Origin of the sequence: Rothia sp. (in: high G+C Gram-positive bacteria), from assembly GCF_030540545.1 — a bacterium.
Classification (GTDB): Bacteria; Actinomycetota; Actinomycetes; order Actinomycetales; family Micrococcaceae; genus Rothia.
Genome location: NZ_JAUNVZ010000003.1, coordinates 119,982 through 144,009 on the forward strand (window position 1 = coordinate 119,982; position 24,028 = coordinate 144,009).

Below are 24,028 nucleotides of genomic sequence, written 5' to 3' on the forward strand. Positions count from 1 at the left end.
TTCCACTCACTCTCAAGGAATAGAAACACTCATGTCTATATCGCAGCTGCTGGCAAAGGCCGCCAGGGGTGCAGAAACGGCAATCCGCCGTTATGTGCCCCTAGTGCGCCCTGAAGCCAGCGAAGATATCGCCATCGCCCACGATTACCTGACCCAGCGCGGAGGCGCCGAACGCGTGGTGCTCGCCATGCACAAGGCATTCCCCGAGGCGACTATCTACACCACGCTCTACGACCCGGAGGGTACCTTCCCCGAGTTCAAAGACGCGAAGATTGTCACCAGCCCGCTCAATCGCGTGTCCTTCCTGCGCAAGAATCACCGTATGGCTCTGCCTCTGCTGCCCATCGCTTCCTCCCTCTTGAAGGTTCCCGCGCAGCGCGCTGTGGTATCCACCACCGGTTGGGCGCACGGTTTCAATTTTGCGGCGCGCAAGTTTATCTACTGTCACTCGCCCGCCCGCTGGCTCTACCTGAGTGATCAATACCTGGGGGAGAAGAGCACCGGCCCCGTCCCCCTGCTGTTGAAGACTCTTCGCCCTGCGCTAACCGCCTGGGATAAGCATGCAGCGTCCAAGTCTTCCTGCTATGTGGCCAACGCCAGCGTGATTCAGCAGCGTATTCACGATGTGTACGGTAAGGAAGCTCCCGTTTTCCATCCGCCGCACTCGGTGGATATTAATGCTCCCGTAGAGCCCCTGGACGGTCTGGAAGAGTTTACGAAGGATGAGGACTACTTCCTGATTGTTTCGCGTCTGCTGCCCTATAAGAACGTGGATAAGGCTATTGAAGCCTGCAACGCCACGGGCGCTAAGCTGCTAGTGATTGGTCGCGGTCCGGAGAAGGAAAACCTGGAGGCTCTCGCCGGTCCCACCGTGCGCATTGCTTCCGGAGTCAGCGATGCTCAGCTGCGCTACGCGTATCGTCATTGCCGCGCCCTGCTGGCTATCTCCTATGAGGACTTCGGCATTACCCCTCTGGAGGCGGGCGCGAGCGGTAAGGCCGTGATTGCCTACCGCGCTGGTGGTTTCCTCGACACTATTGTGGAGGGCGTGACGGGTGTCTTTATTGATGAGCCCACCGTAGAGCAGCTCTCCGCAGCGATTGAAGCCTTTGACCCCGATGTCTGGGATGACAAGGCTATTCGCGCACATGTGGATCAATTCTCTCAGGAGCGTTTTATCCGCCGTTTGCGTGACTATGTGGCGGCACTGCCCGAAGAAAACTAAATACCAGCTGACAGAGGGGGAGGGCACCGATACACGGTACCCTCCCCCTCTTTATATGTACGGCAGTATCTAGTCTGCGATCTGCAGCAGACCCTGCTCAAGCAGCTGAGGAATGAACTCGTCCAGGCTGCTTTCAATCTCTTCCACCGGCACATCCACCATCTGGCTAATCCACACGGATGCCTCAGGCATGCTGGCGGGCTCTTCAAAAACACCCCACATAATGGATGCGGGCCCGGCCAGCACGGAAATCATATTAGTGTTCAGATCCGCCACATAGCTGGCTGTTTCCGAGTCCTGATTAATATCCTCCGAGTGTACATAGGCAATATGCTCGGGAAAAACATAACGGGTGTTCTTATCAGCCATTCTTGCCCCCTATGCCAAAACGTTCAAAGAATTTTGCGCGAACCTCAGCCTTTGTGGGTTCGTGTCCTAACTGCATGGCCAGGTGGTCACGATTGACCACAAAAATAGCTTTGAGCGTGCGCAGCTTATCACCCAGGGTAGGCGCCGAATAGATACGCCCCAACCACTGCTGATAGGCCGGGATAGGCTGCGAAGCTGACTTCCAGAGCAGGTAGTCTCTATCGTGGCGGTAATTCTCCAGCATACCGGTGGCCGCCGCATACGCCAGGGAAGAATCTAGCTCGGCGGCTCGCTGACGCATTCGCGCCCAATCACCCAGAGAAAGGATAGAGCGCAAATACTCAATATCGGAGCTATATTTAGCCGCAGCCCGGGCACGATGTAGCACCACAATCACGCGGGCATCCAGCACCGAGGGTACCCAGCAGGGCTTGTGCGCAATCATCACCGGCCTGCGGGCAGTCCACAGCTGCTCAAAAACACGGCTATAGCCGCCACGGCGGCCTAATCCGGGAAAGAAGCGGTGAATATCAGTCAGACCCCACACCGGGTGGTAGAGGGTCATCGCGTGCTCAAAGACGGAACCGGTTTCAAAATGAGCCTGGATTTTCCAGCCGTCTTCCAACAGCAGATCTACAAAGCGTTGAACATGGGAGGGTCGCACCAGAATATCGGCGTCGGTGCTATAGCGGTTGGGCCGGTAGACTTCACGATCGAAAGCGTAGCCTTTGACATGCAAAATATCGACGTTGTGACGGTCGGCCATACGCTGAAAATAGGCGTGAGCAAGCATAATCCGAGCTTTAAGCGGGGCGCTAGTATCTTCAGCCACGAGAGTGTCCTTAGGATGAATAAGTGTCTTATCTAAGTATAAAGGGTGGGTACCCGGTTCGAACCAGATACCCACCCCTCATGCAACAGTTCTAGAATAATTCCCTTAGGACTGAGTCTTCTTCTTGCCGTCCTTGGAATAACCATAGTAGGTTGCGTAACCAACATAGCTACTTGCGTAACCGAAACCGTAGTAGGAGTTACCCAGACCGCTACGCGGAGCACGGTTCAGGACCACACCGAAGAGGTTAGCGTTCACCTTGTTCAGCACGGACACAGCCTCGGTCATCTGCTCGCGATGGCTCTTGCCCACAGCACCCACCAGGATCACGCCGTCCACGGAAGTGGAGAGCAGCGACGCATCGGTCACCGGCAGCAGCGGCGGAACGTCCAGGATGACCACGAACTCTTCAGAAAGTTCCTTGATCAGCTGGCGCATCTTATCCGAGCCCAAGAGCTCCGCGGGGTTCGGGGGGATACGACCTGCGGGCAGGATGAAGAGGTTCTCTTCTTCCGCCGCGGGCAGGACAGCGTTAGCGATATCCACCTGGCCTGCCAAAACCTGAGTCAGACCCACCTTAGCGTTGAGCTTAAGCTTCTTGGCCACGGTCGGGCGGCGGAGGTCGGCGTCAATGAGGATGACGGGCTGACCTGCTGCTGCCATAGCGCGTGCCAGGGAGAGCGAGACGGTGGACTTACCTTCACCGGGCACCGAGGAAGTGACAATAAAGGAGCGCGGAGGAGTATCAATATTGACAAAGCGCAGGTTGGTACGCAGCTGACGGATGGACTCCTGAGCAATATGGTCATCGCTCTTGCCTTCGGCAATAGCGTCCTCGGTCAGCTCGTCACTGACGGGCATAACGCCCAGAATGCTGCTCTCGGTTGCCTTAATAGCGTCATCGCGGGTACGGATGCGGCTATCCAAGGCACGGCGCAGGAAGATTGCTGCATAGACTGCTGCAAGACCAGCACCAGCACCGATACCGGCATACTGCATGGCGTTGACCTGGATCAGCGCGGGGGTGGGGCTTGCATTATCCAGCGGAATCACACGGACAGAGGAAGCGTTTCGGACTGCAGAAGAACCTTCAGATTCATTGGCGGTAGAGGCGGAGGAACCGTCAATTTCCGAGATGTATTCAGCGGTTGCACGCAGAGCGCCGTTAGCAAGAGCGCGAGCCTGCTCGGGGTTAGATGCCTTCGCAGTCACCTCGATCAGTGCACCACGACCTTCACCCACACCTGCAGTGAGCGAACCCTGAATAGCACCAACGGACATATTGGCAAGCTCAGGGCTAGAAGCCTTCATCTTCTGCGCAACGGACTGAGAAGTCACAATGGCTGAATAGGACTGCGCACGTTCACGTGCAGCGGAAGAACCGGAGAGGACATCCACGGTACCGGAGGAACCGATCGTCACGTAGCCGGATGCCTTTGCCTGATAAGTCTTCGGCTGCATTGCTGCGTAGCCGTAGCCGAGCAAAGTGCCGACAATAATGCCCGTTACCAGCAGCCATAGATTGGCCCTGGTAAGGCGAACAAAATCTAAAATGGTCATAGTCTGAGAATACTCCAGAGATTAGAGAAGCAAAAGTGTTCGAGTGATGCTAGGAAAGCAGACCCAGCAGGTACTCACCGTAGCCGCTCTTACGCAGAGGCTCGGCAATGGTGCGCAGCTGCTCATCGCTCATCCAGCCGTTACGCCATGCAATTTCTTCCGGGCAACCGATGGACAGACCCTGACGGTTCTGCACGGTGCGGATGAAATTCGTGGCATCAGCGAGTGAATCGAAGGTTCCGGTATCCAACCAGGCGGTGCCTCGCGGGAGAACCTCAACCTTTAGTTTACCTGCATCCAGGTAGACACGGTTAAGGTCGGTGATTTCCAGCTCGCCGCGCGGGGAAGGCTTAATTTCCTGAGCGTGGCGTACTACCGCGTTGTCGTAGAAGTATAGGCCCGGGATAGCGTAGTTGCTCTTGGGGTGTTCGGGCTTCTCTTCAATGGAAAGCGCATTGAAGTTCTCGTCGAACTCAACCACACCGTATGCCTTAGGATCAGCTACGCGGTAGGCAAAGACGGTTGCACCGTCCTTCTGATCGTACTTCGCCAGCTGGGTACCCAGACCCGGGCCGTAGAAAATATTATCGCCCAGCACCAGAGCTACAGAATCATCACCAATAAAGTCAGCGCCCAGAATAAACGCCTGCGCCAAGCCATCGGGGGAAGGCTGTACCTTGTACTGTAACTCAATACCAAAGCGGGAGCCATCGCCCAGTAGACGCTGAAACTGCTCCTGATCCTGCGGGGTAGTAATAACCAGAATCTCACGAATTCCCGCCAGCATCAGAGTGGACAGCGGGTAATAAATCATCGGCTTGTCGTACACGGGAGTGAGCTGCTTGCTAATGCCCTGAGTGATGGGGTGCAAACGAGAACCGGTACCGCCGGCAAGAATAATGCCCTTCATAGTTCTTCTATTGTGTCATGTTTTACCTAGTGAATGCGCGAAAAATAGGTGTGTTATGAGATAAAATCTAAGTTATGTCTCACATTCTGGTTACCGGCGGCGCCGGATTCATTGGCTCAAACTTTGTTCACTACCTCGTCGACAATACCGATCACACCGTGACCGTGCTCGATAAGATGACTTACGCGGCAAATAAAGCGTCCTTGGCGGGTCTGCCTGAGAACCGTGTCAAGCTGGTCGTTGGCGATATTGCTGACCGTCAGCTGGCTGACGAGCTCGTTGGTCAGGCAGATGCCGTGGTGCACTACGCCGCGGAGTCTCACAATGACAACTCCCTGAACGATCCCGAGCCCTTTATTCACACCAATCTGATTGGTACTTTCTCCCTGCTGGAGGCGGTCCGTAAGCACGGTACCCGTTACCACCACATCTCCACCGATGAGGTCTTTGGTGACCTGGAACTGGACGACCCGGCAAAGTTCACCGAAACCACCCCCTACAACCCCTCCTCGCCCTACTCCTCGACCAAGGCCGGCTCGGATCTGCTGGTGCGCGCATGGGTTCGCTCCTTCGGTATTGAAGCAACCATTTCGAATTGCTCCAATAATTACGGCCCCTATCAGCACATTGAGAAGTTCATCCCCCGTCAGATCACGAACATCCTCTCCGGTCTGACCCCCAAGCTCTACGGCGAGGGCTTGAATGTGCGCGACTGGATTCACGCATCCGACCACTCTTCGGCGGTGCACACCATCCTGGAAAAGGGTCAGATTGGCGAAACCTACCTGATCGGTGCAGACGGCGAAGAGAATAACATCACCGTGCTGCGCACCATCCTGCGCCTGATGGGTAAGGATGAGAACGACTTCGAGCACGTGGTTGACCGTCCCGGTCACGACCTGCGCTACGCCATTGACGGTAGCCGTCTGCGCGCAGAGCTGGGCTGGGAGCCCAAGTTCACCGACTTCGAGTCCGGTCTTGCCGACACCATCGCCTGGTACACCGATAATCGCGCATGGTGGGAGCCGCTGAAGGCAGAGGTCGAAGCGAAGTACGCAAAGGCTGGCCAGTAATGACCAAAGAACTGAAGGTCACGACGACCGACATCCCGGGTTTGCTCATTATTGACCTGCCCGTGCACGGGGACAACCGCGGATGGTTCAAGGAAAACTGGCAGCGCGAGAAGATGCTCGCAGCCGGCCTGCCCGATTTCAACCCGGTGCAGAACAATATTTCCTTTAACGCTTCGGTCGGTACCACTCGCGGTATTCACGCAGAGCCCTGGGATAAGTACGTATCCGTGGCAACCGGTCGCATTTTCGGCGCCTGGGTTGATCTGCGTGCCGGTGATTCCTTCGGCACCGTGGTGACCGTTGAACTGGGTCCGGATACCGCTATTTTCGTGCCGCGCGGCGTGGGTAATTCCTTCCAGACTCTGGAAGAGAATACCGCCTACACCTACCTGGTCAATGACCACTGGTCGGCGGATGCAGTGAGCGGTTATAGCTTCCTGAACCTGGCGGATGAGACCGTGGCCATTGACTGGCCTATTGACCTTTCCCAGGCTGAGCTGTCCGAGAAGGATAAGAACCACCCGCGCCTGAACGAGATTGAGCCCCTGCAGACTGATCCGATTCTGATTGTGGGCGCGAACGGTCAGCTGGGCCGTGAGCTGGTTCGTCAGCTCTCCGAGGCAAATATTCCCTATATTGCTACTACTCGCGAGCAGCTGGATATTGCGAATCCGGCTCAGTGGAAGGAAGCCTTCCGCTGGCGTTCTCTGCGCGCGGTGATTAATGCTGCTGCGTACACCGCGGTGGATGCTGCTGAAACCCCCGAGGGCCGCGCGGCGGCTTGGGCTGCGAATGCTCAGGGTGTTGCTGCTCTGGCTGCGGTATGTCAGGAAGCGAACCTGCCCCTGGTGCATATTTCTACCGACTATGTCTTTGATGGATCCCTGCCGGTGGGCGAGGAGTACTCGGTGGAGCACCCCATTGCGCCTCTGAGCGTATACGGTGCCTCTAAGGCAGCCGGTGAGGCAGCTGCGAGTGCCTGGGCTAAGCACTATGTGCTGCGTACCAGCTGGGTTGTTGGCGAAGGTAAGAACTTCGTGGCAACCATGGCTTCGCTGGCTGAGCGCGGCATTGACCCCGCTGTGGTCTCTGATCAGGTGGGTCGCCCGACCTTTACCCAGGATCTGGCGGGTGCTGCCCTGCATCTGCTGCTGAGCGGAGCCGAGTACGGTACCTATCACGTGTCCAATACCGGTCCGGTGATTTCCTGGGCTGATTTTGCGCGCGCTGTGTATGAAGGTACCGGTCACGACCCGGCTCGTGTTTCGGACACCACCACCGCTGAGTACTTTGCTAATGCTGAGGTGTTTGCCCCTCGCCCGGCTAACTCGGCAATGGATCTCTCCAAGCTCATTGCTGCGGGCTTTACCCCGCGTAACCACGCAGATGCTCTCACGGAGTATCTGAACTAATACGAATGTAGGTTAGCCTGTTGGAACAGGCTAACCTATATTTTAGCTATCTTATCCATTAGATGGACATATGATGAAAACAAAAATCACTCACATACTTTCTAAGCACTCATTTCAAGTATTTTTCCTTCTTCTTTTTCTTGAAGTTGTAACATACTGTCACTATTTTGTGGGTTTAACTGCTGTTAATGGTGATATTAACGGTCATTATTTTACCGATTCTTATTTTTGGTGGAATAATGGTGGTCTCTTTAACCCCCCGGAATGGGTACCCTATACGTGGATGGGTCGTCCGGGTGGGGTCAACCTGCAGGATGGATCCTACGTTCTACCTCAAGGTGTCGCAAATCTTATTTCTCCTTGGACTCCTGGGGTAGCTGCAATTCTTTCTGCATGCACGACGGCTTTCGGCGCGTGGGGAATGTATCTGCTGATACGTCGCTTGGGCAAATCGCACGGTCTTGCGCTCATCGCTCTGGTAGCTCAGTTTTACGCTCCGCAGATTTTCTCTAATGCACAGTTCCTAGATTTCCATCGTGGCGCTGCGTATACTCCTTGGATTCTATTGATTTGCTCTCCTTTGTGGTATTGGGAGAAGCGCTGGGGTGTCCCACTTGCGGTTCTAATCCTATGGCAAACTTTCGTTGGCGTGTACCCCGGTATGTTGATTGGTTCAGGCCTTGCTATTCTGGCATGGTCTATTGCTTGGTTCCTTATACAGAAGGAACGTTCGTGGGTTCTGCGATTGTCCATATCGATTGTGTTTGGGGTTGTTCTTTCTATAGCTAAAGTTGCCCCCGCGTTACTGCAGGGCACTGGCGTCCGGGATATAACTCCGCAGCGTATTTCTACCACGGTGGCGAATTTTGGTACGTTCTTCTTCCCCTACGATAATTCAGCGCTCACATCCGATATCTCGATGCGCTCTTTCTTTATCGTGATGCCGGTTCTCTTCGGTTTGCTCTTCTTGACTCGAAAGATGGAGAACCTGGCACCGGTCGTCTCTATGCTGAGTGTATCTATCGTTTTGCTGGCTGGATCAATTTTCTGTGAAGACCTGCTGATGAAGATTCCCGGTATTAACCTAAGCCGTTTTATTGCAAATGACTATAAGCTGGCTTTCATTGAGTCTTTGATGATTCTTGGGCTCTTTGGCCTAGACCGTCTTGTATCTGGGCAGTATTCTGCCAAGGATATACGCATTCGGGCAGTTATCTTCGGTTTTGTTATTTTAGGGGCAGCTCTTACCCTGAGCTTCCCTAGTTCTGCAGTGCGCAAGGCAATCTTTGTAGTTCCTGGTATTGTGTTTGCGCTACTTTTGCTGGTCGTTGCAAAGTACAAGAGTTCTACTTCGAAGAATTTCCTGGCGGGGCTTCTGGTTGTTTCGCTTATCTCCGGTGTATATGGTGCTTACTCTGTAACGAGTACCTGGGCTTCTAGTAAGTCTAAGGTGCAGACCAATATTTTTGGTCAGCCTTTGTCTCAGGTGATGTCTCAAGGGCATCCGTGTAATGGGGTCTATGAACGACGTGGGTCTCGCGTTGTCGTTACTGGAGACCTTGCACATGACACTCTTGGGCTTATTGGAAGTATTACCTGTGTGGAGTCAACAGCGGGGTATGCCAATATTCAGGGCAGCCCGGTGCTGACAGATCAGATGGCGCAGATGACTGGAGAGAATTCTCAAGATTGGATTAAATTCTACAGCGCACCGGGTGCTGTCGTTCCCCTGTCTGATAACTTCCCCCAAGGACTATCTGATAGTTGCCTTAACGAGGGAACCTGTGGTTCTCTTGAATTTAAATCTACTGAGTACAAGCAGCGCGGTGCTGTTTCCTATGATGTGGTTTCTCATAAAGATCAGCTTGTTGTGCTGAATGAATCGTACTATAAGGGTTGGTCTGCTCAGCTCTGTGATTTGTCTGGGCAAAGCTGTCGCTCTGTAGAGACTAGCTCTGGTCCTGGACATGTCATTCAGCTCTCTTTGCCTCAGGGGGAGTACAAGCTAAACCTTGAGTATCATCAGCCGCATAGGACTTTTTTCCTGTCCACTTTCTGGATTGCTCTTCTGTTGCTTCCGATTACTTTCTTTATTCCTGCTCTCAAGCGTAAGGAAGGTTAAAATTTGTTGCGATTTTCTAATCTAGTGTAGTTCTGCATACCCTATCCTGCCGGTATGTCTCATGAACGGCTCGTAGTAGGAGGGCACTGGTTACCCTTTTCTAAGGTATTACCACTCAGATCGGGTGGGCGGGCTGGCTCTGGCCGCGTAACGGTATTGATCAGGTGGGCAATCCCTAAGGTGTAGAACCATACACTCGCTAAATATCTGGGCCAGAAGGTATAAAGCCGGTAAAAGATAGGGGGCGGGGCGGTTATATAACCGCCCCGCCCCCTATGCGTTTAAACCCGGTAAGGTTCTGAAATATTAGCCTTGGAAGGGAGTAACCGAGATGATCTTCGCGCTCATTTCGTTACCATTGGGAGCCGCGTAGGTGACGGTCTCGCCTTCCTTATGACCCAGCAGAGCCGCACCCATGGGCGACTTCTCGCTGAACACACGCAGATCGCTACCTGCAGGCAGGGTCTCCTCAATCTCGCGGGAACCCAGCAGGAACTTCATGGTGCGCGCACCAATCTGTGCCTCAATCACCATGCCCAGAGCAACCACGCCGTTATCCTTGGGCGCGTCGCCCACCTGAGCGGTTTCCAGCAGGTGCTTGAGTTGCTTAATGCGCGCCTCATTCTTGCCCTGCTCATCGCGGGCAGCGTGGTAGCCGCCGTTCTCACGCAGATCGCCCTCATCGCGAGCCTGAGCAATACGATCCACAATTTCCTGACGGTAGGGGCCCGAGAGGTACTCCAGCTCCTTGGTCAGCGAGTCAAAAGCTTCCTGAGTGAGCCATGCGCCGTTTTCAGCCATTAAATCTCCAAAAGGTAGGGCGCCAGAGGGCGCAAGGAACCCCGCAACGGGGTGATACAAAGATACTGCACACCATTTTACGTGCAGGAGAAGACTATATCGAATATTCACCGGCACGTGAACACTTCGCGGCAGTAAATATCGGTATTCGTATGCTCAGCACCGCAGAGAGACAGCAAAGATGACGATTTATGAACCGCTATTACGCCCTAAGACAGCCCTCCTGTAGAAACAGGGGATAAGGAGCCATAAAAGAGTACAATAGCCACAGATACTCCACGAGACACAGCACAGGAAGAGACACCCATGCACGATCTAATCGGCCAGCTTAAAACCCTCAACGCAGCCCTACCCACACGCGACGATGCACCGGCTCTCGCCGATGATTATAGCGGTCTGCGTATCCTAGCAGTGCACGCCCACCCCGATGATGAGTCCTCCAAGGGTGCGGCGGCAGCGGCAGCCTATGTGGCACGAGGCGCCCGCTATATGGTGGTCTCCATGACCGGCGGCGAGCGCGGCGATATTCTCAATGAGCAGGTTGCCTCCAATCCGCGCGCTCATCGCGACTTGCCCGGTCTGCGTCGTAGTGAAATGGCTGCAGCTCGCGAGGCACTGGGTATTGAGCACCGCTGGGCAGGTTTTGTGGACTCCGGTCTGCCCGAGGGTGACCCGCTGCCCCCGCTGCCCTATGGTTGCTTTGCCTCCCTGCCTCTGGAACAGGCGGCAGCGCCCTTGGTGCGTCTGGTGCGTGAGTACCGTCCGCATATTATTCTGAGCTATGACGAAATCGGCGGCTACCCCCACCCGGACCACATTATGAGCCACAAGGTCGCTGTGGAGGCTTTCCAGAAGGCAGGCGACCCGCACGCCTATGTGGGCGAGGGGGAACCCTGGCAGCCGCTCAAGCTTTACTACGATAAGATTTTCAGCCCCGAACGCACCCTGGCTCTGCATGAGCATCTGCTCAAGACCCGCGGTGAGAGCCCCATGGCTCCCTGGGTTGAGAATATTGCCGCTCGCCTGGACTCTGCGCCTAAGCACCGCACTACCACCCGCATTCCCAGCTTTGACTACTTTGAGAAGCGTGATGCGGCTCTGCTGGCTCACGCTTCCCAGGTGGAGCCGCACGGTGTGTTCTTTGCTGTGCCCACCGAGGAGCTCAAGGATGTCTGGCCCTGGGAGGATTACAGTCTGATTGAGTCTCTGGTGCCCACCCCCGCTAAGGATGGGGGAGCGGAGTGGTGCTTTGCCGAGGGTATTGATTACTCGAACCCGAATCTGCATCTGGCTTCTTATAGCATCTAGGCGTCCTATAGTCTCTAGGGTTCCTAGTGCATCGCTTCTCATCATCGCATGATAATAGCGAATGAGCATTCTATAGCCCGCGTATTCTCTATGCGGGCTATAGTTTTGCCTATATTCGGGCAGGGCGCCCTGTATAGAGCGTGCGATAAAATAGAGGACTATGAGCACTATTCTGCAATCCGATATTTGGGCACGTTTCCAGCAAGTCAATGGCCACACCGTTATCCGTCGCAGCGGTGAGGGCTGGTCCTATCTTGCCACCGTAGAAGGCGGCGCCACCGGTAAATACCTCTACGCACCCTACGGCCCGGTTGCTCAGAACGCTCAGGTTTTCGATGCGGCCCTTGCTTCCCTGCGTGAGGAAGCCAAGAAGCAGCACTGCCTCTTTGTGCGCATTGAACCCACCCAGGAGCAGATCTGGGGCATGGAAGCACCGCGCGAATTTTTGGTGTCCCGAGGCGCCCGCCTGGCACCGCGCCAGGTGCAGCCTGCCCACACCCAGATTATTTCCCTGGCGGGTACTGAGGACGAGATCCTCAAGGGCATGAAGTCCACCAACCGCAATCTGCACCGCAATATCCACAAAAAGGGTGTGGTGATTGAATCCTCGCAGAACCCAGCGGATATGCCCATTCTCTTTAAATTCCTGGCGGAGACCGCCGACCGTAATGGTTTTAACCGTCAGCAGGATGATTATCTGAGCCTGGTTGCTGAGACCCTTATGCCTGCGGACGCCGCGAGCCTGTACATTGCCTACCTGGTGACAGAAGACGAGAAGGGCGAGAGCAGCCGCGAACCCATTGCCGCCGCTTTTGTCTACGACTCGGACGATACTCGCGTCTACGCTCATGCTGCCGCCTCTTTTGAGCACCGCAAGCTCTCGGCGGGTATCCCCCTGGTGACCACCTTTATTCTGGATGCCAAGGCTAAGGGACTGAAGTATGTGGATCTCTTCGGTATCGCCCCGGAGAATGAACCCGACCATGAATGGGCGGGCTTTACCAAGTTTAAGAAGTCCTTTGGTGGCGAGTCGGTAGAGTATCCGGGTACCTGGGATGTGCCTGTATACTCCCTGGGCTATGAGGCATATCTGGCGGTGTATAAGGCTCGCCCGGTTATCTCTGAGAAGCTTGGCACTCTCAAGAGCCGCCTGAAGAAGCTGCTGAAAAAGTAGAATAGAGATTCTTTAATACTCCATTTACTCTAAAAAAGGGGCACCCCGTAACGCACGGGGTGCCCCTTGTGAATCTCACCAGAGGAAGAATTACTTAGTGTGAGAGAGAATCTCACGCATGCGGCTAATCTGGTGCTCAGCCTCAATGGTGCGCACGGTACCGCTCTTACCGCGCATAACCAGCGACTGGGTGGTCACAGTGTTCTTGTTATAGCGGACACCGCGCAGCAACTTGCCGTCGGTAATACCGGTAGCTGCAAAGAAGCAATTATCAGTGGTGACCAAATCGTCGGTGGTCAAAATAGCGTCCAGGTCCAGACCGGCTGCCAGTGCCTTCTCACGCTCGGCATCGTCGGTGGGAGCCAGACGACCCTGAATAATACCGCCGGTTGCCTTAATAGCGCAGGCTGCCACAACACCCTCGGGGGTGCCGCCGGTACCCATCATCAGGTCCACGCCGGTACCCTCGCGGCAGGCAGCAATAGCACCCGCAACATCGCCGTCCAGAATCATGCGGGTACGTGCACCGGTGGCACGGATTTCCTCAATGAGCTTGGCGTGGCGAGGACGATCGAGCACGCACACGGTCAGCTGGTTAATGCTCTTACCGGTTGCCTTAGCCACCAGGTGCAGGTTCTGCTTGACCGGCAGACGCAGATCCACCAGATCTGCTGCCTCCGGGCCGGTGACCAGCTTCTCCATGTAGAACACAGCGGAGGGATCGAACATGGTGCCGCCCTCGGCAACAGCAATAACGGAGAGTGCGTTATCCATACCCAGAGCGGTCAGGCGGGTACCGTCAATGGGGTCAACCGCAACGTCGAAACGGGGACCGGAACCATCGCCCACGTTCTCGCCGTTAAAGAGCATGGGTGCCTTGTCCTTTTCGCCTTCGCCGATGACCACGGTGCCGTTGAAGGAGACCTGAGAGAGGCGGTAGCGCATGGCGTCCACGGCGGCGCCGTCTGCCATATTCTTATCGCCTACGCCCACGAGCGGGCCGGCGGCGATGGCTGCGGCTTCGGTGGCGCGCACCAGTTCCAGAGCGAGGTTACGGTCGTTGAGGTGTTCGTATTCTTTGGTCATTGCTCACCTTCGAGGTTAGGCGCCGGCACGCACGCTCTCGGGCTTGAGGCGGCGCTTGAAGGCGCTATTTCTTCCATCATAGCCCTACGGGGGCGCTTGGAGAGGGGAAAAGAGCGAGTTTTGGGCTGTGATGTACTTGTTTTCAGAAACTGGTACTCCCGCCCTGACATGTGTTCAGCTAGGGGATAATGTGGGTTCCGGCGTGCTAGCGACCGGTGGCTACCATTAGAAAGGGCTCGCTTGGCTGCACCCGCGTGTATTGAAAATATAGGTACGGAGAGAAGAAGAGAAAGGGTCGCCCGTACTCTATATGTGTACCGGTTAGAAACCCGCAAAATTGCCCTGTGCTTTTGATAATAAAGGCGCATCAACCTTAAGAAAATACCCTCTACTTCCCCTGGATTTCGCGGAAGATAAGCCGCGCGACACGGGCGGACATAAATATAGCTCAGCACACATTAGCGCTAAAATAGAAGGGTGTTATCGGGCTTTTGAGCCGCGTTTTCTACCGGAATGAGGAACTATGGGTACTTTGAGCGGTCTAACCCAGCCCACCCCCGCGGTGGCATGGAAAATGCTAAAAGAAGGTAATGAACGCTTTGTGGAGGGTCGTCGCGACCACCCCAACCAGGATGCCGAACGCCGCTCCCAGCTCTCGGGCGGCCAGTTCCCCTATACCGTGATCTTCGGATGCGGTGACTCCCGCCTGGCAGCTGAGCATATTTTCGACCTGGGTCTGGGAGATGCCTTCGTGGTGCGTACCGCCGGCCAGGTGATCGAAAACGGTGTGCTTGGCTCCATCGAATACGCGGTGGAGGCCTTTGAAACCCCCATTATTATGGTGCTCGGCCACGACTCCTGCGGTGCGGTGACCGCCGCGCGCGATGCCATTGAATCCGGTGAAATGCCTCCCGGTTTTATTCGTAATCTGGTGGAGCGCATTATCCCCTCGGTGATTTCTCCCGCTCTGCCGCCCAAGGCCCACGTGAACGATATGGTGCGTGAGCACACCCGCCAGACCGCTATTCGTATTACCGAGCAATCTTCGATTATTTCCGATGCGGTGCTCTCCGGTAAGGTTGCCGTGGTCGGTGTCTTCTACCACCTGCACAGCGGCAAGGCGGAGTTGGTCTTTAGCTCCCAGGATCTATCCCTGCCGGATGATTTTGATATGGCGAACCCCTCGACCCAGTCCCTGCCCATTGTTGATAAGAAGCAGCCGAAGATTGTGTTCTCTCCGGTCTGGGGCGAGAATCCTTCCCCCTGGGGTCTGTAAGTCTCATAGCGATATATTCAGCGGGCGTGCCCACCAAGCGGGTGCGCCCGCCGCTCTTTAATCCACCTGTGGAGAGCTAAGAGTATAAAGCCACTCAAAGCCACATTAAAGACCCCAAAAATGTTGCTTTGGAGCGTTTGGACGGTGCCATCCCACAGGTGCGGGAGATGTTCTGAGGTAGCCCTAAAAATTTTCCAAATTTCGGCTCAAATCTATGTGACCTGAGACCAAGAAAAGACTATGCTTGAACTATGGCTGAAAACATTGAATACCGCATTGAACACGACACCATGGGCGAAGTTCGCGTTCCCGTCGACGCACTCTACCGCGCACAGACTCAGCGCGCTGTTGAGAACTTCCCGATTTCCGGTCAGACCCTGGAGTCGGCACATATCCGCGCACTTGCACTGGTCAAGAAGGCCGCTGCAACCGCTAATGAAGAACTGAAGGTGCTCGACGCTGAGCGCGCGCAGGCAATCCGCGAGGCTGCAGACGCCGTAGCCTCCGGCGAATACGACGCGCACTTCCCGATCGATATCTTCCAGACCGGTTCCGGTACCTCCTCCAATATGAACACCAACGAGGTTCTGGCAACCCTGGCAAGCCGCGCACTGGAGTCCAAGGGCATTGAGGTTCACCCCAATGACCACGTGAACGCATCCCAGTCCTCCAACGACGTCTTCCCCACCTCCGTACACGTTGCAGCAACCGAGGCGCTGGTCAACAACCTGATCCCCGCACTGGAAGTACTGGCTGAATCCCTGGAGAAGAAGTCCGTAGAGTTCAAGGACGTCGTTAAGTCCGGTCGTACCCACCTGATGGACGCAACTCCCGTGACCCTGGGTCAGGAGTTCTCCGGCTACGCAGCAACCGTACGCTACGGCATTGAGCGCATTAACGCATCCCTGCCCCGCGTGGCTGAGGTTCCCCTGGGCGGTACCGCAGTGGGCACCGGCATTAACACCCCCGCTGGCTTCTCCGCTCGCGTGATTGAGCTGCTGGCTGCCGAGACCGGTCTGCCCCTAACCGAGGCACGCAACCACTTCGAGGCACAGGCAAACCGCGACGGCCTGATTGAGGTATCCGGCCAGCTGCGCACCCTCGCCTACGGTCTGATGAAGATCTGCAACGACCTGCGCTGGATGGGCTCTGGCCCCAATACCGGTCTGGGCGAAATCTCCATCCCCGACCTGCAGCCCGGCTCTTCCATCATGCCCGGTAAGGTCAACCCCGTGATCTGCGAGGCTGTCATTATGGTTGCCGCACAGGTCATCGGTAACGACACCACCATCTCCCTGTCCTCTACCAACGGCGCATTCGAGCTGAACGTGGGCATCCCCGTTATGGCAGCTAACCTGCTGCAGTCCATCCGCTTGCTCTCCAACGCATCCCGCGTGATGGCAGAGAAGATGGTGGACGGTCTGGAAGCTAATGTTGAGCGTTGCCGCTTCCTGGCAGAGGCATCCCCCTCCACCGTGACCCCGCTGAACAAGCTGATCGGTTACGAAGCAGCAGCAAAGATCGCCAAGTACTCCGTGGCTCACAAGGTCACCGTGCGCGACGCTGTCATCGCTCTGGGCTATGTTGAGCGCGGCGAGGTCACCGAGGCTCAGCTGGATGAGGCTCTGGACGTCACCAAGATGCTCGGCGAGTTCTAAGAATAGGCTCTACACCAAGTATCTAGCCCGCGCTCGGCTCAGCCCTGGTGGCTAAGCCTGGCGCGGGTTTTCTCTACCCTGTGGACCCTAGAACCAATTCACGGAGAACTTTTAGGTAGCGGCTACCTAAAGAGCTCACCTCAGGCGCACAATAGGCGTACAATAAAAAGCCTAAGTCGTGCTAGTTCACCCGGCGCTATTCACCTGCCACTTACGCAGATGCTCATAGCGTACCCGCCACACAGGCCGGGTCGGTGAACAAGAGATCTTCAGGAGAATCATGAACCCTTCTGCCACCAGCAGCTATCCCAAACATCTGGGAGTACTCGTCGACGGCAACCGCCGCTGGGCAAAAGAACGGGGATTGAGCACCAGAGAGGGCCACGCCGCAGGAGCCGCCCGAGTCGTTGACCTGCTGCACTGGTGCGCAGAACTGGGCATTGAAGATGTCACCCTCTATCTACTCTCCACCGAAAACCTCAAGCGCCCCGCCGAAGAGCTCGTGGGGCTCACCGCAGTCATTGAAAACCTGCTCGATCAGCTACTGGCCGCACAGACCGGCCCCATTTACGCGGTGGGTAACCTTTCCCTGCTACCCGATGGCTTGCGTGAGCACCTGGAAAAGACCATTCGCCAAAGCTCCAGCACCCGCGGTGTGCGCATTAACCTCGCCGTGGGCTACGGAGGTCGTCAGGAAATTGTGGACGCCGTCAAGGAATTGCTACGCGATGCGGCCCGCGCCGGAACCGATTTCAAGAGCCTTGAACAGAGCCTAAGCACCGAGGATATTGCCTCCCGCCTGTATACTCGCCACCTGCCCGAACCGGACCTGCTGATTCGCACCTCCGGGGAACAACGCCTCTCGGGCTTTTTGACCTGGCAGAGCGCCTATAGCGAGTTCTACTTCTGCCCGGCTCTCTGGCCCGATTTTAGCCGCGAAGACCTGGTATCAGCGCTCGAGGATTATTCCCGCAGGCACCGCCGTTTCGGCTCCTAAATATCTCTATTCTTCCCGCAGATGTGAAGGACACACCGTGTACTCCTATGGACATGAACTCTTAGCCACCGGCCGCTATGTTCCCTTCGGGATGCTGGTGATATATATGGCGCTCGCCTGCACCTTTGGCATGTGCCTATGGATTGAGGATGTTCGGGAGCACCGGCTGCGCCGTATCTACACGCGCCCCTGGGCAGCCGCTGGCTGGGTGCTGCTACCCATAATCGCTCATCTCGCTGGGGAAACGTCACGTGCTTTTGGAACCCTGGCAGGTTCAGTCTCCCTATGGTGCGCCTATGCCCTGCTTCGCTGGCTGTCAGCGGGGTCCCTGGGCAGGGGAGATGTGACCTTGGCGGCGGCTCTGGGCGCGCCCCTGGGATTTATAGGCGCCTCAGGAAACTCTTTTACCGGTTTCCTTTACCCCCTGCTCATAGCCACCCTGATTACCTTTGTGCTGGGCGGGCTCGCGTCCCTATGGGTGCTTGCGCGCGGTAGGAGCGCTAAAACCCGCATACCCTTTGGCCCCTTTATGATTGCCGGAGCGGCACTGACGCTCATTGCCCTCTAAACACCGGAATTCTTTGCAAGGAGAGATATGCCCACCCCCAAATATATTCTTGATTTACGCGAACATATTGGACACGATTACCTCTGGCTGCCCGGAGCAACCGCCGTGATTCGCCGAGAGAGCGACAGGAAAATTCTGCTGGTACGCCGAGCCGATACTGGAGCGCTGACCCCCGTCACTGGCATTGTGGATCCGGGCGAATCCCCGGCGCTGACCTGCCTGCGCGAGGCGCAGGAAGAAGCCAATGTGCACATTCGTGTGGAACACCTGGTGCAGGTTAAAGCCGACCCCGCCATGGAATTTTCCAATGGCGACCGCTGCCAATTTTTGGACCACACCTTCCTGTGCACCTACCTGGAGGGTGAGGCATGTGTCAATGATGAAGAATCCACGAGCGTAATCTGGGCGGATATGAGCGACCCGGTGCAGCGAGCGCAGCTTTCGCCTCGTATGCTCGACCGTATTGATGCGGCGCTGAATTATAATGGCCACTGCCGTTTTGGGCTGGAGGAAGAACCGCCCGTCTATAGCGACTAAAGACTTAAAAATATATCGGGGGTGCGGTACCTATTGAGTACCGCACCCCCGATATATTTTCAGCTCATACGTGTCCTAAAGATTAGGGAACATATGCCTGAGGCTCAGAAGAAGACTGAACCGGAGCGGGACGGGAAGACTGAACATCGCCGTTTTCTGCCTTGAGCTCGGCAACCTTGGCACGCAGAGCAGCGCCCTTATCTACAGCCGACTGGCGCAGATCCTTGGCGAAGGTACGCAGATCCTCCTGAACCTGAGCGCCGAAAGCATCCGGAGCCGAACCCAGAATACGCAGAGCCAGCAGACCCGCATTGCGCGCACCATTAATGGACACGGTTGCTACCGGCACACCGGCGGGCATCTGCACAATCGAAAGCAGAGAATCCATACCGTCCAGGGTCTTAAGCTGAACCGGAACACCAATGACCGGCAGGGGAGTAACGGAAGCGAGCATACCGGGCAGATGCGCCGCGCCACCTGCACCGGCAATAATCACGCGAATACCGCGCTCAGCTGCCTTCTTACCGTAGGAAATCATATCCTCGGGCATGCGGTGAGCGGAGACAACATCTGCCTCGTAGGGAATACCGAATTCTTCCAGCACGGCAGCAGCCTGCTCCATGACGTGCCAATCGGAATCCGAGCCCATTACAATACCAACAATGGGAGCGGAAGAATCATAGGGGGAAGCCATTACTAATCCTCACTGATAGATTTTTCTTTAAGTCTAAACCCAACGCCCGCATTCCTTGACGAAGCGGGCGTTGAATTCACTGATTTTTATAGGGGGCGACCGTCGCGAATAATCGCGGCAGCATTAGCCGCAGAGTGGCGCAGCTGCTGCAGATCAGCAAGCTTACCGGTGATATTCACGTGACCGATCTTGCGGCCCGGGCGCGGTTCCTTGCCGTAGAAGTGGATCTTCGCAGCGGGCTCAGCACCCATAGCCAGAGGGTAGACGCCGAAAATATCCTCGTTCTCGCCGCCCAGGTAGTTCTTCATAATGGCGACTTCATCCTTCAGGGACGTATCGCCCAGGGGCAGATCCAGTACAGCGCGCAGATGCTGCTCGAACTGACTGGTCACCGAGCCGTCTTGAGTCCAGTGGCCGGTATTGTGCGGGCGCATAGCCAGCTCATTAATATAGAAGCCCGCAGGGGAGCCGGGAACCTCAAAGAGCTCAGCAGCCATGACACCGGTAACACCCAGCTCGGTAGCAATGGTAATAGCAGCATGAGCAGCGGCCTCGGCAATCTCAGCCGGCAGCTCCTGCGCCGGGGCAATGACCTCATCACAAATGGAGTTGACCTGAATGGTCTCAACCACCGGCCACGCGCGCACCTCGCCGCTTTCACGACGAGCTACCAGAGCCGAGAGCTCACGGCTAAAGGGAACCTTCTCCTCAGCCAGCAGGGAGGTGAAATCGGTGCGCTCGGGCAGCTGATCAAACCACACGGAGGCGCGCTCAGCAGCCTCTTGAGGGGTATCGAGCACCAGCACACCCTTGCCGTCATAGCCGCCGCGCGGGGTCTTGAGTACCACGGGCCAGCCAATCTCATCGCCAAATGCCAGCAGCTCATCCAGAGTCTTCACCTCAGCCCAGCGGGGGTTGGGCAGACCCAGACGCTCAATAGCCTGGCGCATCAGCAGCTTATCCTGAGCGTATTGCAGGGCATCGGGAGCGGGCTGAACATTCACACCCTCAGCAATGAGGGTGCGCAGGTACTCACCCGGCACATGCTCGTGGTCAAAGGTAATAACATCCTTGCCGCGCGCAAACTCGCGCAGAGCATCCAAATCCTTGTAGTCACCCACGGGCGCGCTACGCACAGCAGCTACAGCACCCACCGTGGGGGTCTCCGCCAGAATATGCAGATCAAAACCGCAGTTCGTTGCCGCGGGAGCCATCATGCGAGCCAGCTGCCCGCCACCAATTACGCCGATTACCGGTCCAGTTATTGAGTACGTCACGTTCTCTAGTGTACCCGGTGCGAGGGGGTCTGCGGGTACCGGTGACCAGAATACAGATAGCGACATACCGGCTTGAGGACCCTGAGAAAGATAGAAAATACGGTGTGCTTAGCCAGCTGAGTGTACTAAAATCGGTAGGGTAGGTTTTCTTCAGTATGTATTTAGCTGTACACCGTACACTTGCACTATCTGTAGAAAACCCGCACCGGTACCATCCGGGAATCTATCGACGCACTCATCTAAAGAACCGACGCTGGAAAGCTAGCTTTTCCGGCAGCCAGCAGAATGGACACAGCTATGGCAGATAACGCCCCCGAACAGAACACCGTGCAGAACTCAAAACTGCGCCAGATTTGGGATAAATACGCCATAGAGCTGCTCAAATTCGGTACCGTCGGTGGCGCCGCCTTTGTGGTGAACTCCGTGGTCGTGTGGACCCTGATGAACACCATCATGCAGGATGCCCACACCAAGGCAAAGGTTATTGCAAGTATTGTGGCGACCATTTTCTCCTGGCTCGCCAACCGTCTGTGGACTTTCCGCGAAGACCGCAGCGAGAACTGGAAGCGCGAAGCCATTGAGTTTGGCATCGTCAATATTCTGGGCATTCTGGTCGAAGCCGGCTGTGTTGCCTTCTCCACCTATGTGCTGAACCTGCGCACCCCTACGGCTTCCTTTATCTCCGGTACGATTATTGGTACCATTCTGGGTACGATCCTGCGCTACTTCCTCTACCGCTTCTGGGTGTACGGCGCCCACCGCAAGCAGGCTGAGGAAGAAGGCGAAACCGAAGAAGAGCGCATTGGTCGCATTCTGGAGGAAGCGACCGAGATAATGACCGGTTCCATCCCTAAGGTTCAGGCACAGAACGCCTCGCAGAGCGCTCGTGTGCACATTGAAACCGAGGACGAACCCAAGACCATATAAATCGTGATATATCAAAGACCCGCACCCTGAAGAATCAGGGTGCGGGTCTTTGAGTATCTAGAGGCTTTAGAGAACCAGCGCCTGCTCAGCAGTCAGCAGAGGCTCAATCTCACTCGGGCTAAAGTTAGCCGCCGGATCGCAGATAACCACGGCACGAGAAGTGAGCATAATTGCCAAAATAGTTTCCATACACTTCACAATCTCTGCCGGAGTGTCAAAGGACGCCTCAGCCGGCAGAGCGTAGGCAAGAGCCTCAGATGCCGGCAGTTCGTTGGCACGAGCGCACACGCGGCTCCAGAAGACCTCCTGTGTGGTCTCTTCCTCATCCACCCGTGCGCTTACCGGAGCGGGCACGCTCATGAGCACATCAGACTCGCTGCGCACCAGGGCACAATAATCCAGAACTTCCTCAATAGAGCCCTGCTCAAAGAGCTCCAGATGACCCATAAAGCGCATTGCCAGGGGAGAACGATCTACCGCAACGGCATAGGCGGGTAGTGCATCGAGCTGCGGATCAGGAATCTGATCCGGCTCATAGACAATCACAGCAACGGGCTCATTATCAATGGAGCTAATCTGCGCGCCGGCACGTAGAGATGACAAAGCCAGAACCACCGAGCGCCAATGCAGCACCGGCGCGAAATAAACACCCTCTTCATCATTTACCTCAGTCTGGGAGACGAGGAAATTCGTGCTCTTCTCCACCCAGTTCATCAGCACACGACCCGAGAGCTCAATGCGCTCGCCATAGCGCGAATACCAAATCAGCGCAGGGCTTTGACGGGCTGCCAGGGAGGTACAAAAGGAGGCGAAGGATGCGGGGTAGGTACTCATAGTTTTAGTCTACGTGCTCGGAGGTTTTTTTGCTCGGTGCGCGCCCGCACCTGTGCCCGGTGCGGGAAAGAGGGAGCCGGGCTCAAAGCTCTGAGTACTGTGTGCGTGAGCGTCACGGACGTAACAAAGTGTCATATTTTGGCACTTTTAGAAAATTTTGGGCTGCTTCACAGAGTTAATTAGTGGAGCAATCGTGAATATATTGTGAATATATATACAGAAATAGCGAATGCATCTATGATGCAGCTCAAATATCAATCTATAAAAGCTGATATGAGGGAGGGAAGCAACCCAAGAAGGTGCGGTGTGCAATGGGTAAAGATACCCGTCAGAGCGCTAGATATCAGCTGCCGGCTGGTTTGAAGGATAGACTGAGAAGCAATCTCTCGCTAAAAGCCCAGCTAAAGGCAAACTAAGTTTCAAGTACGCAGTGCCCAAGCTCATACCTACACCCAAAGCGTATAAAAGTCCAGTTTGACGCATGGGCGTGTCGCACCTTTATTATCTATATATCAGCTATTTTAAGTGCGCACAGCTCGCGCCTTGAAAGCTCCCAAGGAAGCAGAGAACGAAAGGAAGAGGTAGGGAAGAACCGCAGACGATACGTCCCCACCCAAGAGCTACCATGCAATCCCAGTACTCCCTCGAAGAGCAGGCAACGCTCTTCCTCGCCCTCGCAGACGAGGAAGACGGCGCCACCGAAAAGAAACTCCCCGACCCACCCGATACTCCCGCAGAATACCCCGGCACCGACGGAACGGTCTGGGAGAGCATCCGCGGCATATTCAGCCTGACCGGTGAAGAAAGCAATGACGCTTGGGTCTCCGATGCTCTCTGCGCTCAAACCGACCCCGAAGCCTTCTTCCCCGAAAAAGGCGGGTCCACCAAAGACGCCAAACGCATCTGCCAGATGTGCCCCGTGCGCCAAGAATGTCTACAATATGCAATGGAGAACGATGAGCGCTTCGGCATTTGGGGAGGACTCTCCGAACGTGAACGCCGTCGCCTGCGCAAGCAGAACAACTAGAACCCGTACGGGTACATACGAAAGGCACCCATGACTCAACCACGACTGTGCTCGCGTCAAACCTGCACCCGCGATGCAAGCCTGACCCTGACCTACTCCTACGCAACCAGTACTGCAGTCATTGGGCCCCTGAGCGAATTCCGCGAACCGCATGGCTACGATCTATGCGAGTTCCATGCCGAGCGTCTGACCGCACCCCAGGGCTGGGAAATCGTGCGCACCGACACTCCCCAGCTCTAAAACGTTATATCTACGCGCTCGCTTCAACGCGCAGTGACCGCATATCGGACAAAAATTCAAGCAAGACTTTAAAGAACCTTCCCCCTAATGAGGCGGAAGGTTCTTTATCTATGAGAGACTA

23 protein-coding genes are annotated in these 24,028 nt (G+C 55.7%); 14 read left to right on the forward strand and 9 right to left on the reverse strand.

Annotation, left to right across the window (positions count from 1 at the left end):
• The first annotated feature begins 31 nt into the window (after positions 1-31).
• Positions 32-1,225, forward strand: a complete 1,194-nt coding sequence (locus Q4P78_RS03640) for a glycosyltransferase (RefSeq protein WP_303338957.1) — start codon at positions 32-34, stop codon at positions 1,223-1,225.
• A gap of 69 nt (positions 1,226-1,294) precedes the next feature.
• Here the strand turns inward: Q4P78_RS03640 and Q4P78_RS03645 are convergent, their stop codons facing one another.
• The 4 genes from Q4P78_RS03645 to rfbA all read right to left on the reverse strand — a co-directional run bounded on the left by Q4P78_RS03645 (position 1,295) and on the right by rfbA (position 4,896).
• Positions 1,295-1,594 (reverse strand): PqqD family protein, encoded by a 300-nt coding sequence (locus Q4P78_RS03645; RefSeq protein ID WP_303338958.1) that lies wholly within the window; start codon positions 1,592-1,594, stop codon positions 1,295-1,297.
• Entirely contained in the window at positions 1,587-2,426 is an 840-nt protein-coding gene (locus tag Q4P78_RS03650; protein ID WP_303338959.1) for a nucleotidyltransferase family protein, read from the reverse strand. Before Q4P78_RS03650 ends, Q4P78_RS03645 begins: the two co-directional genes overlap by 8 nt.
• Before the next feature lie 105 nt (positions 2,427-2,531).
• Positions 2,532-3,986 carry a polysaccharide biosynthesis tyrosine autokinase gene (locus Q4P78_RS03655; RefSeq protein WP_303338960.1) on the reverse strand — a complete coding sequence of 485 codons (1,455 nt, stop codon included), beginning with the start codon at positions 3,984-3,986 and terminating at the stop codon, positions 2,532-2,534.
• Positions 3,987-4,035: 49 nt separating this feature from the next.
• The gene (gene rfbA / locus Q4P78_RS03660; RefSeq protein ID WP_303338961.1) at positions 4,036-4,896 is read right to left on the reverse strand and encodes a glucose-1-phosphate thymidylyltransferase RfbA; all 861 of its coding nucleotides are present in this window, start codon (positions 4,894-4,896) and stop codon (positions 4,036-4,038) included.
• A gap of 74 nt (positions 4,897-4,970) precedes the next feature.
• On the opposite strand from rfbA, the gene rfbB reads away from it, so the two are divergent.
• From rfbB to Q4P78_RS03675, 3 genes are all read left to right on the forward strand, one after another.
• Positions 4,971-5,969 carry a dTDP-glucose 4,6-dehydratase gene (gene rfbB / locus Q4P78_RS03665; RefSeq protein ID WP_303338962.1) on the forward strand — a complete coding sequence of 333 codons (999 nt, stop codon included), beginning with the start codon at positions 4,971-4,973 and terminating at the stop codon, positions 5,967-5,969.
• Entirely contained in the window at positions 5,969-7,381 is a 1,413-nt protein-coding gene (gene rfbD / locus Q4P78_RS03670; RefSeq protein ID WP_303338963.1) for a dTDP-4-dehydrorhamnose reductase, read from the forward strand. Before rfbB ends, rfbD begins: the two co-directional genes overlap by 1 nt.
• Positions 7,382-7,451: 70 nt before the next feature.
• On the forward strand, positions 7,452-9,503 hold the full coding sequence (locus Q4P78_RS03675) for a Tat (twin-arginine translocation) pathway signal sequence (protein ID WP_303338964.1): 2,052 nt from the start codon (positions 7,452-7,454) through the stop codon (positions 9,501-9,503).
• Positions 9,504-9,809: 306 nt separating this feature from the next.
• Here the strand turns inward: Q4P78_RS03675 and greA are convergent, their stop codons facing one another.
• Positions 9,810-10,304 (reverse strand): transcription elongation factor GreA, encoded by a 495-nt coding sequence (gene greA, locus Q4P78_RS03680; protein ID WP_303338965.1) that lies wholly within the window; start codon positions 10,302-10,304, stop codon positions 9,810-9,812.
• Between the two features lie 306 nt (positions 10,305-10,610).
• Here greA and mca point away from each other — a divergent pair, with 306 nt between their 5' ends.
• Both mca and Q4P78_RS03690 read left to right on the forward strand, forming a co-directional pair.
• The gene (mca, locus tag Q4P78_RS03685; protein WP_303338966.1) at positions 10,611-11,612 is read left to right on the forward strand and encodes a mycothiol conjugate amidase Mca; all 1,002 of its coding nucleotides are present in this window, start codon (positions 10,611-10,613) and stop codon (positions 11,610-11,612) included.
• A gap of 160 nt (positions 11,613-11,772) precedes the next feature.
• On the forward strand, positions 11,773-12,786 hold the full coding sequence (locus Q4P78_RS03690; RefSeq protein WP_303338967.1) for a peptidoglycan bridge formation glycyltransferase FemA/FemB family protein: 1,014 nt from the start codon (positions 11,773-11,775) through the stop codon (positions 12,784-12,786).
• Between the two features lie 90 nt (positions 12,787-12,876).
• Here Q4P78_RS03690 and glpX read toward each other — a convergent pair whose 3' ends face one another.
• The gene (glpX, locus tag Q4P78_RS03695; protein WP_303338968.1) at positions 12,877-13,872 is read right to left on the reverse strand and encodes a class II fructose-bisphosphatase; all 996 of its coding nucleotides are present in this window, start codon (positions 13,870-13,872) and stop codon (positions 12,877-12,879) included.
• 523 nt (positions 13,873-14,395) lie between these two features.
• Between glpX and Q4P78_RS03700 the strand changes: the two genes are divergently transcribed.
• From Q4P78_RS03700 to Q4P78_RS03720, 5 genes are all read left to right on the forward strand, one after another.
• Complete coding sequence (locus Q4P78_RS03700) at positions 14,396-15,148, forward strand: carbonic anhydrase (protein ID WP_303338969.1); 753 nt, start codon at positions 14,396-14,398, stop codon at positions 15,146-15,148.
• 251 nt (positions 15,149-15,399) lie between these two features.
• Positions 15,400-16,806, forward strand: a complete 1,407-nt coding sequence (locus tag Q4P78_RS03705; RefSeq protein ID WP_303338970.1) for a class II fumarate hydratase — start codon at positions 15,400-15,402, stop codon at positions 16,804-16,806.
• Between the two features lie 280 nt (positions 16,807-17,086).
• On the forward strand, positions 17,087-17,803 hold the full coding sequence (gene uppS, locus Q4P78_RS03710) for a polyprenyl diphosphate synthase (RefSeq protein ID WP_303338971.1): 717 nt from the start codon (positions 17,087-17,089) through the stop codon (positions 17,801-17,803).
• Positions 17,804-17,840: 37 nt separating this feature from the next.
• Complete coding sequence (locus Q4P78_RS03715) at positions 17,841-18,371, forward strand: prepilin peptidase (RefSeq protein ID WP_303338972.1); 531 nt, start codon at positions 17,841-17,843, stop codon at positions 18,369-18,371.
• 27 nt (positions 18,372-18,398) lie between these two features.
• Positions 18,399-18,908 carry an NUDIX domain-containing protein gene (locus Q4P78_RS03720; protein WP_303338973.1) on the forward strand — a complete coding sequence of 170 codons (510 nt, stop codon included), beginning with the start codon at positions 18,399-18,401 and terminating at the stop codon, positions 18,906-18,908.
• A gap of 82 nt (positions 18,909-18,990) precedes the next feature.
• On the opposite strand, the gene purE is transcribed toward Q4P78_RS03720, so the two are convergent.
• Both purE and Q4P78_RS03730 read right to left on the reverse strand, forming a co-directional pair.
• On the reverse strand, positions 18,991-19,602 hold the full coding sequence (gene purE, locus Q4P78_RS03725) for a 5-(carboxyamino)imidazole ribonucleotide mutase (protein ID WP_303338974.1): 612 nt from the start codon (positions 19,600-19,602) through the stop codon (positions 18,991-18,993).
• An 86-nt stretch (positions 19,603-19,688) separates the two neighbouring features.
• Positions 19,689-20,879, reverse strand: a complete 1,191-nt coding sequence (locus Q4P78_RS03730; protein ID WP_303339101.1) for a 5-(carboxyamino)imidazole ribonucleotide synthase — start codon at positions 20,877-20,879, stop codon at positions 19,689-19,691.
• Positions 20,880-21,176: 297 nt separating this feature from the next.
• Here Q4P78_RS03730 and Q4P78_RS03735 point away from each other — a divergent pair, with 297 nt between their 5' ends.
• On the forward strand, positions 21,177-21,806 hold the full coding sequence (locus tag Q4P78_RS03735; RefSeq protein ID WP_303338975.1) for a GtrA family protein: 630 nt from the start codon (positions 21,177-21,179) through the stop codon (positions 21,804-21,806).
• 66 nt (positions 21,807-21,872) lie between these two features.
• On the opposite strand, the gene Q4P78_RS03740 is transcribed toward Q4P78_RS03735, so the two are convergent.
• On the reverse strand, positions 21,873-22,640 hold the full coding sequence (locus tag Q4P78_RS03740) for a TIGR03089 family protein (RefSeq protein ID WP_303338976.1): 768 nt from the start codon (positions 22,638-22,640) through the stop codon (positions 21,873-21,875).
• 625 nt (positions 22,641-23,265) lie between these two features.
• Here Q4P78_RS03740 and Q4P78_RS03745 point away from each other — a divergent pair.
• Together Q4P78_RS03745 and Q4P78_RS03750 are read left to right on the forward strand one after the other, a co-directional pair.
• The gene (locus Q4P78_RS03745) at positions 23,266-23,667 is read left to right on the forward strand and encodes a WhiB family transcriptional regulator (protein WP_303338977.1); all 402 of its coding nucleotides are present in this window, start codon (positions 23,266-23,268) and stop codon (positions 23,665-23,667) included.
• A gap of 30 nt (positions 23,668-23,697) precedes the next feature.
• The gene (locus Q4P78_RS03750) at positions 23,698-23,907 is read left to right on the forward strand and encodes a DUF3499 family protein (protein WP_303338978.1); all 210 of its coding nucleotides are present in this window, start codon (positions 23,698-23,700) and stop codon (positions 23,905-23,907) included.
• Positions 23,908-24,028 lie beyond the last annotated feature (121 nt).

Excerpts from the sequence above, each read along its gene's own strand:
- Q4P78_RS03750 (WP_303338978.1), top strand. The coding sequence starts at position 23,698 with ATGACTCAACCACGACTGTGCTCGCGTCAAACCTGCACCCGCGATGCA.
- Q4P78_RS03745 (WP_303338977.1), top strand. The coding sequence starts at position 23,266 with ATGCAATCCCAGTACTCCCTCGAAGAGCAGGCAACGCTCTTCCTCGCC.
- uppS (WP_303338971.1), top strand. The coding sequence starts at position 17,087 with ATGAACCCTTCTGCCACCAGCAGCTATCCCAAACATCTGGGAGTACTC.
- rfbB (WP_303338962.1), top strand. The coding sequence starts at position 4,971 with ATGTCTCACATTCTGGTTACCGGCGGCGCCGGATTCATTGGCTCAAAC.
- glpX (WP_303338968.1), bottom strand. The coding sequence starts at position 13,872 with ATGACCAAAGAATACGAACACCTCAACGACCGTAACCTCGCTCTGGAA.
- greA (WP_303338965.1), bottom strand. The coding sequence starts at position 10,304 with ATGGCTGAAAACGGCGCATGGCTCACTCAGGAAGCTTTTGACTCGCTG.
- rfbD (WP_303338963.1), top strand. The coding sequence starts at position 5,969 with ATGACCAAAGAACTGAAGGTCACGACGACCGACATCCCGGGTTTGCTC.
- Q4P78_RS03735 (WP_303338975.1), top strand. The coding sequence starts at position 21,177 with ATGGCAGATAACGCCCCCGAACAGAACACCGTGCAGAACTCAAAACTG.
- rfbA (WP_303338961.1), bottom strand. The coding sequence starts at position 4,896 with ATGAAGGGCATTATTCTTGCCGGCGGTACCGGTTCTCGTTTGCACCCC.
- Q4P78_RS03675 (WP_303338964.1), top strand. The coding sequence starts at position 7,452 with ATGATGAAAACAAAAATCACTCACATACTTTCTAAGCACTCATTTCAA.
- Q4P78_RS03700 (WP_303338969.1), top strand. The coding sequence starts at position 14,396 with ATGGGTACTTTGAGCGGTCTAACCCAGCCCACCCCCGCGGTGGCATGG.
- Q4P78_RS03720 (WP_303338973.1), top strand. The coding sequence starts at position 18,399 with ATGCCCACCCCCAAATATATTCTTGATTTACGCGAACATATTGGACAC.
- Q4P78_RS03640 (WP_303338957.1), top strand. The coding sequence starts at position 32 with ATGTCTATATCGCAGCTGCTGGCAAAGGCCGCCAGGGGTGCAGAAACG.
- Q4P78_RS03740 (WP_303338976.1), bottom strand. The coding sequence starts at position 22,640 with ATGAGTACCTACCCCGCATCCTTCGCCTCCTTTTGTACCTCCCTGGCA.
- Q4P78_RS03690 (WP_303338967.1), top strand. The coding sequence starts at position 11,773 with ATGAGCACTATTCTGCAATCCGATATTTGGGCACGTTTCCAGCAAGTC.
- Q4P78_RS03645 (WP_303338958.1), bottom strand. The coding sequence starts at position 1,594 with ATGGCTGATAAGAACACCCGTTATGTTTTTCCCGAGCATATTGCCTAT.
- Q4P78_RS03655 (WP_303338960.1), bottom strand. The coding sequence starts at position 3,986 with ATGACCATTTTAGATTTTGTTCGCCTTACCAGGGCCAATCTATGGCTG.
- Q4P78_RS03705 (WP_303338970.1), top strand. The coding sequence starts at position 15,400 with ATGGCTGAAAACATTGAATACCGCATTGAACACGACACCATGGGCGAA.
- purE (WP_303338974.1), bottom strand. The coding sequence starts at position 19,602 with ATGGCTTCCCCCTATGATTCTTCCGCTCCCATTGTTGGTATTGTAATG.
- mca (WP_303338966.1), top strand. The coding sequence starts at position 10,611 with ATGCACGATCTAATCGGCCAGCTTAAAACCCTCAACGCAGCCCTACCC.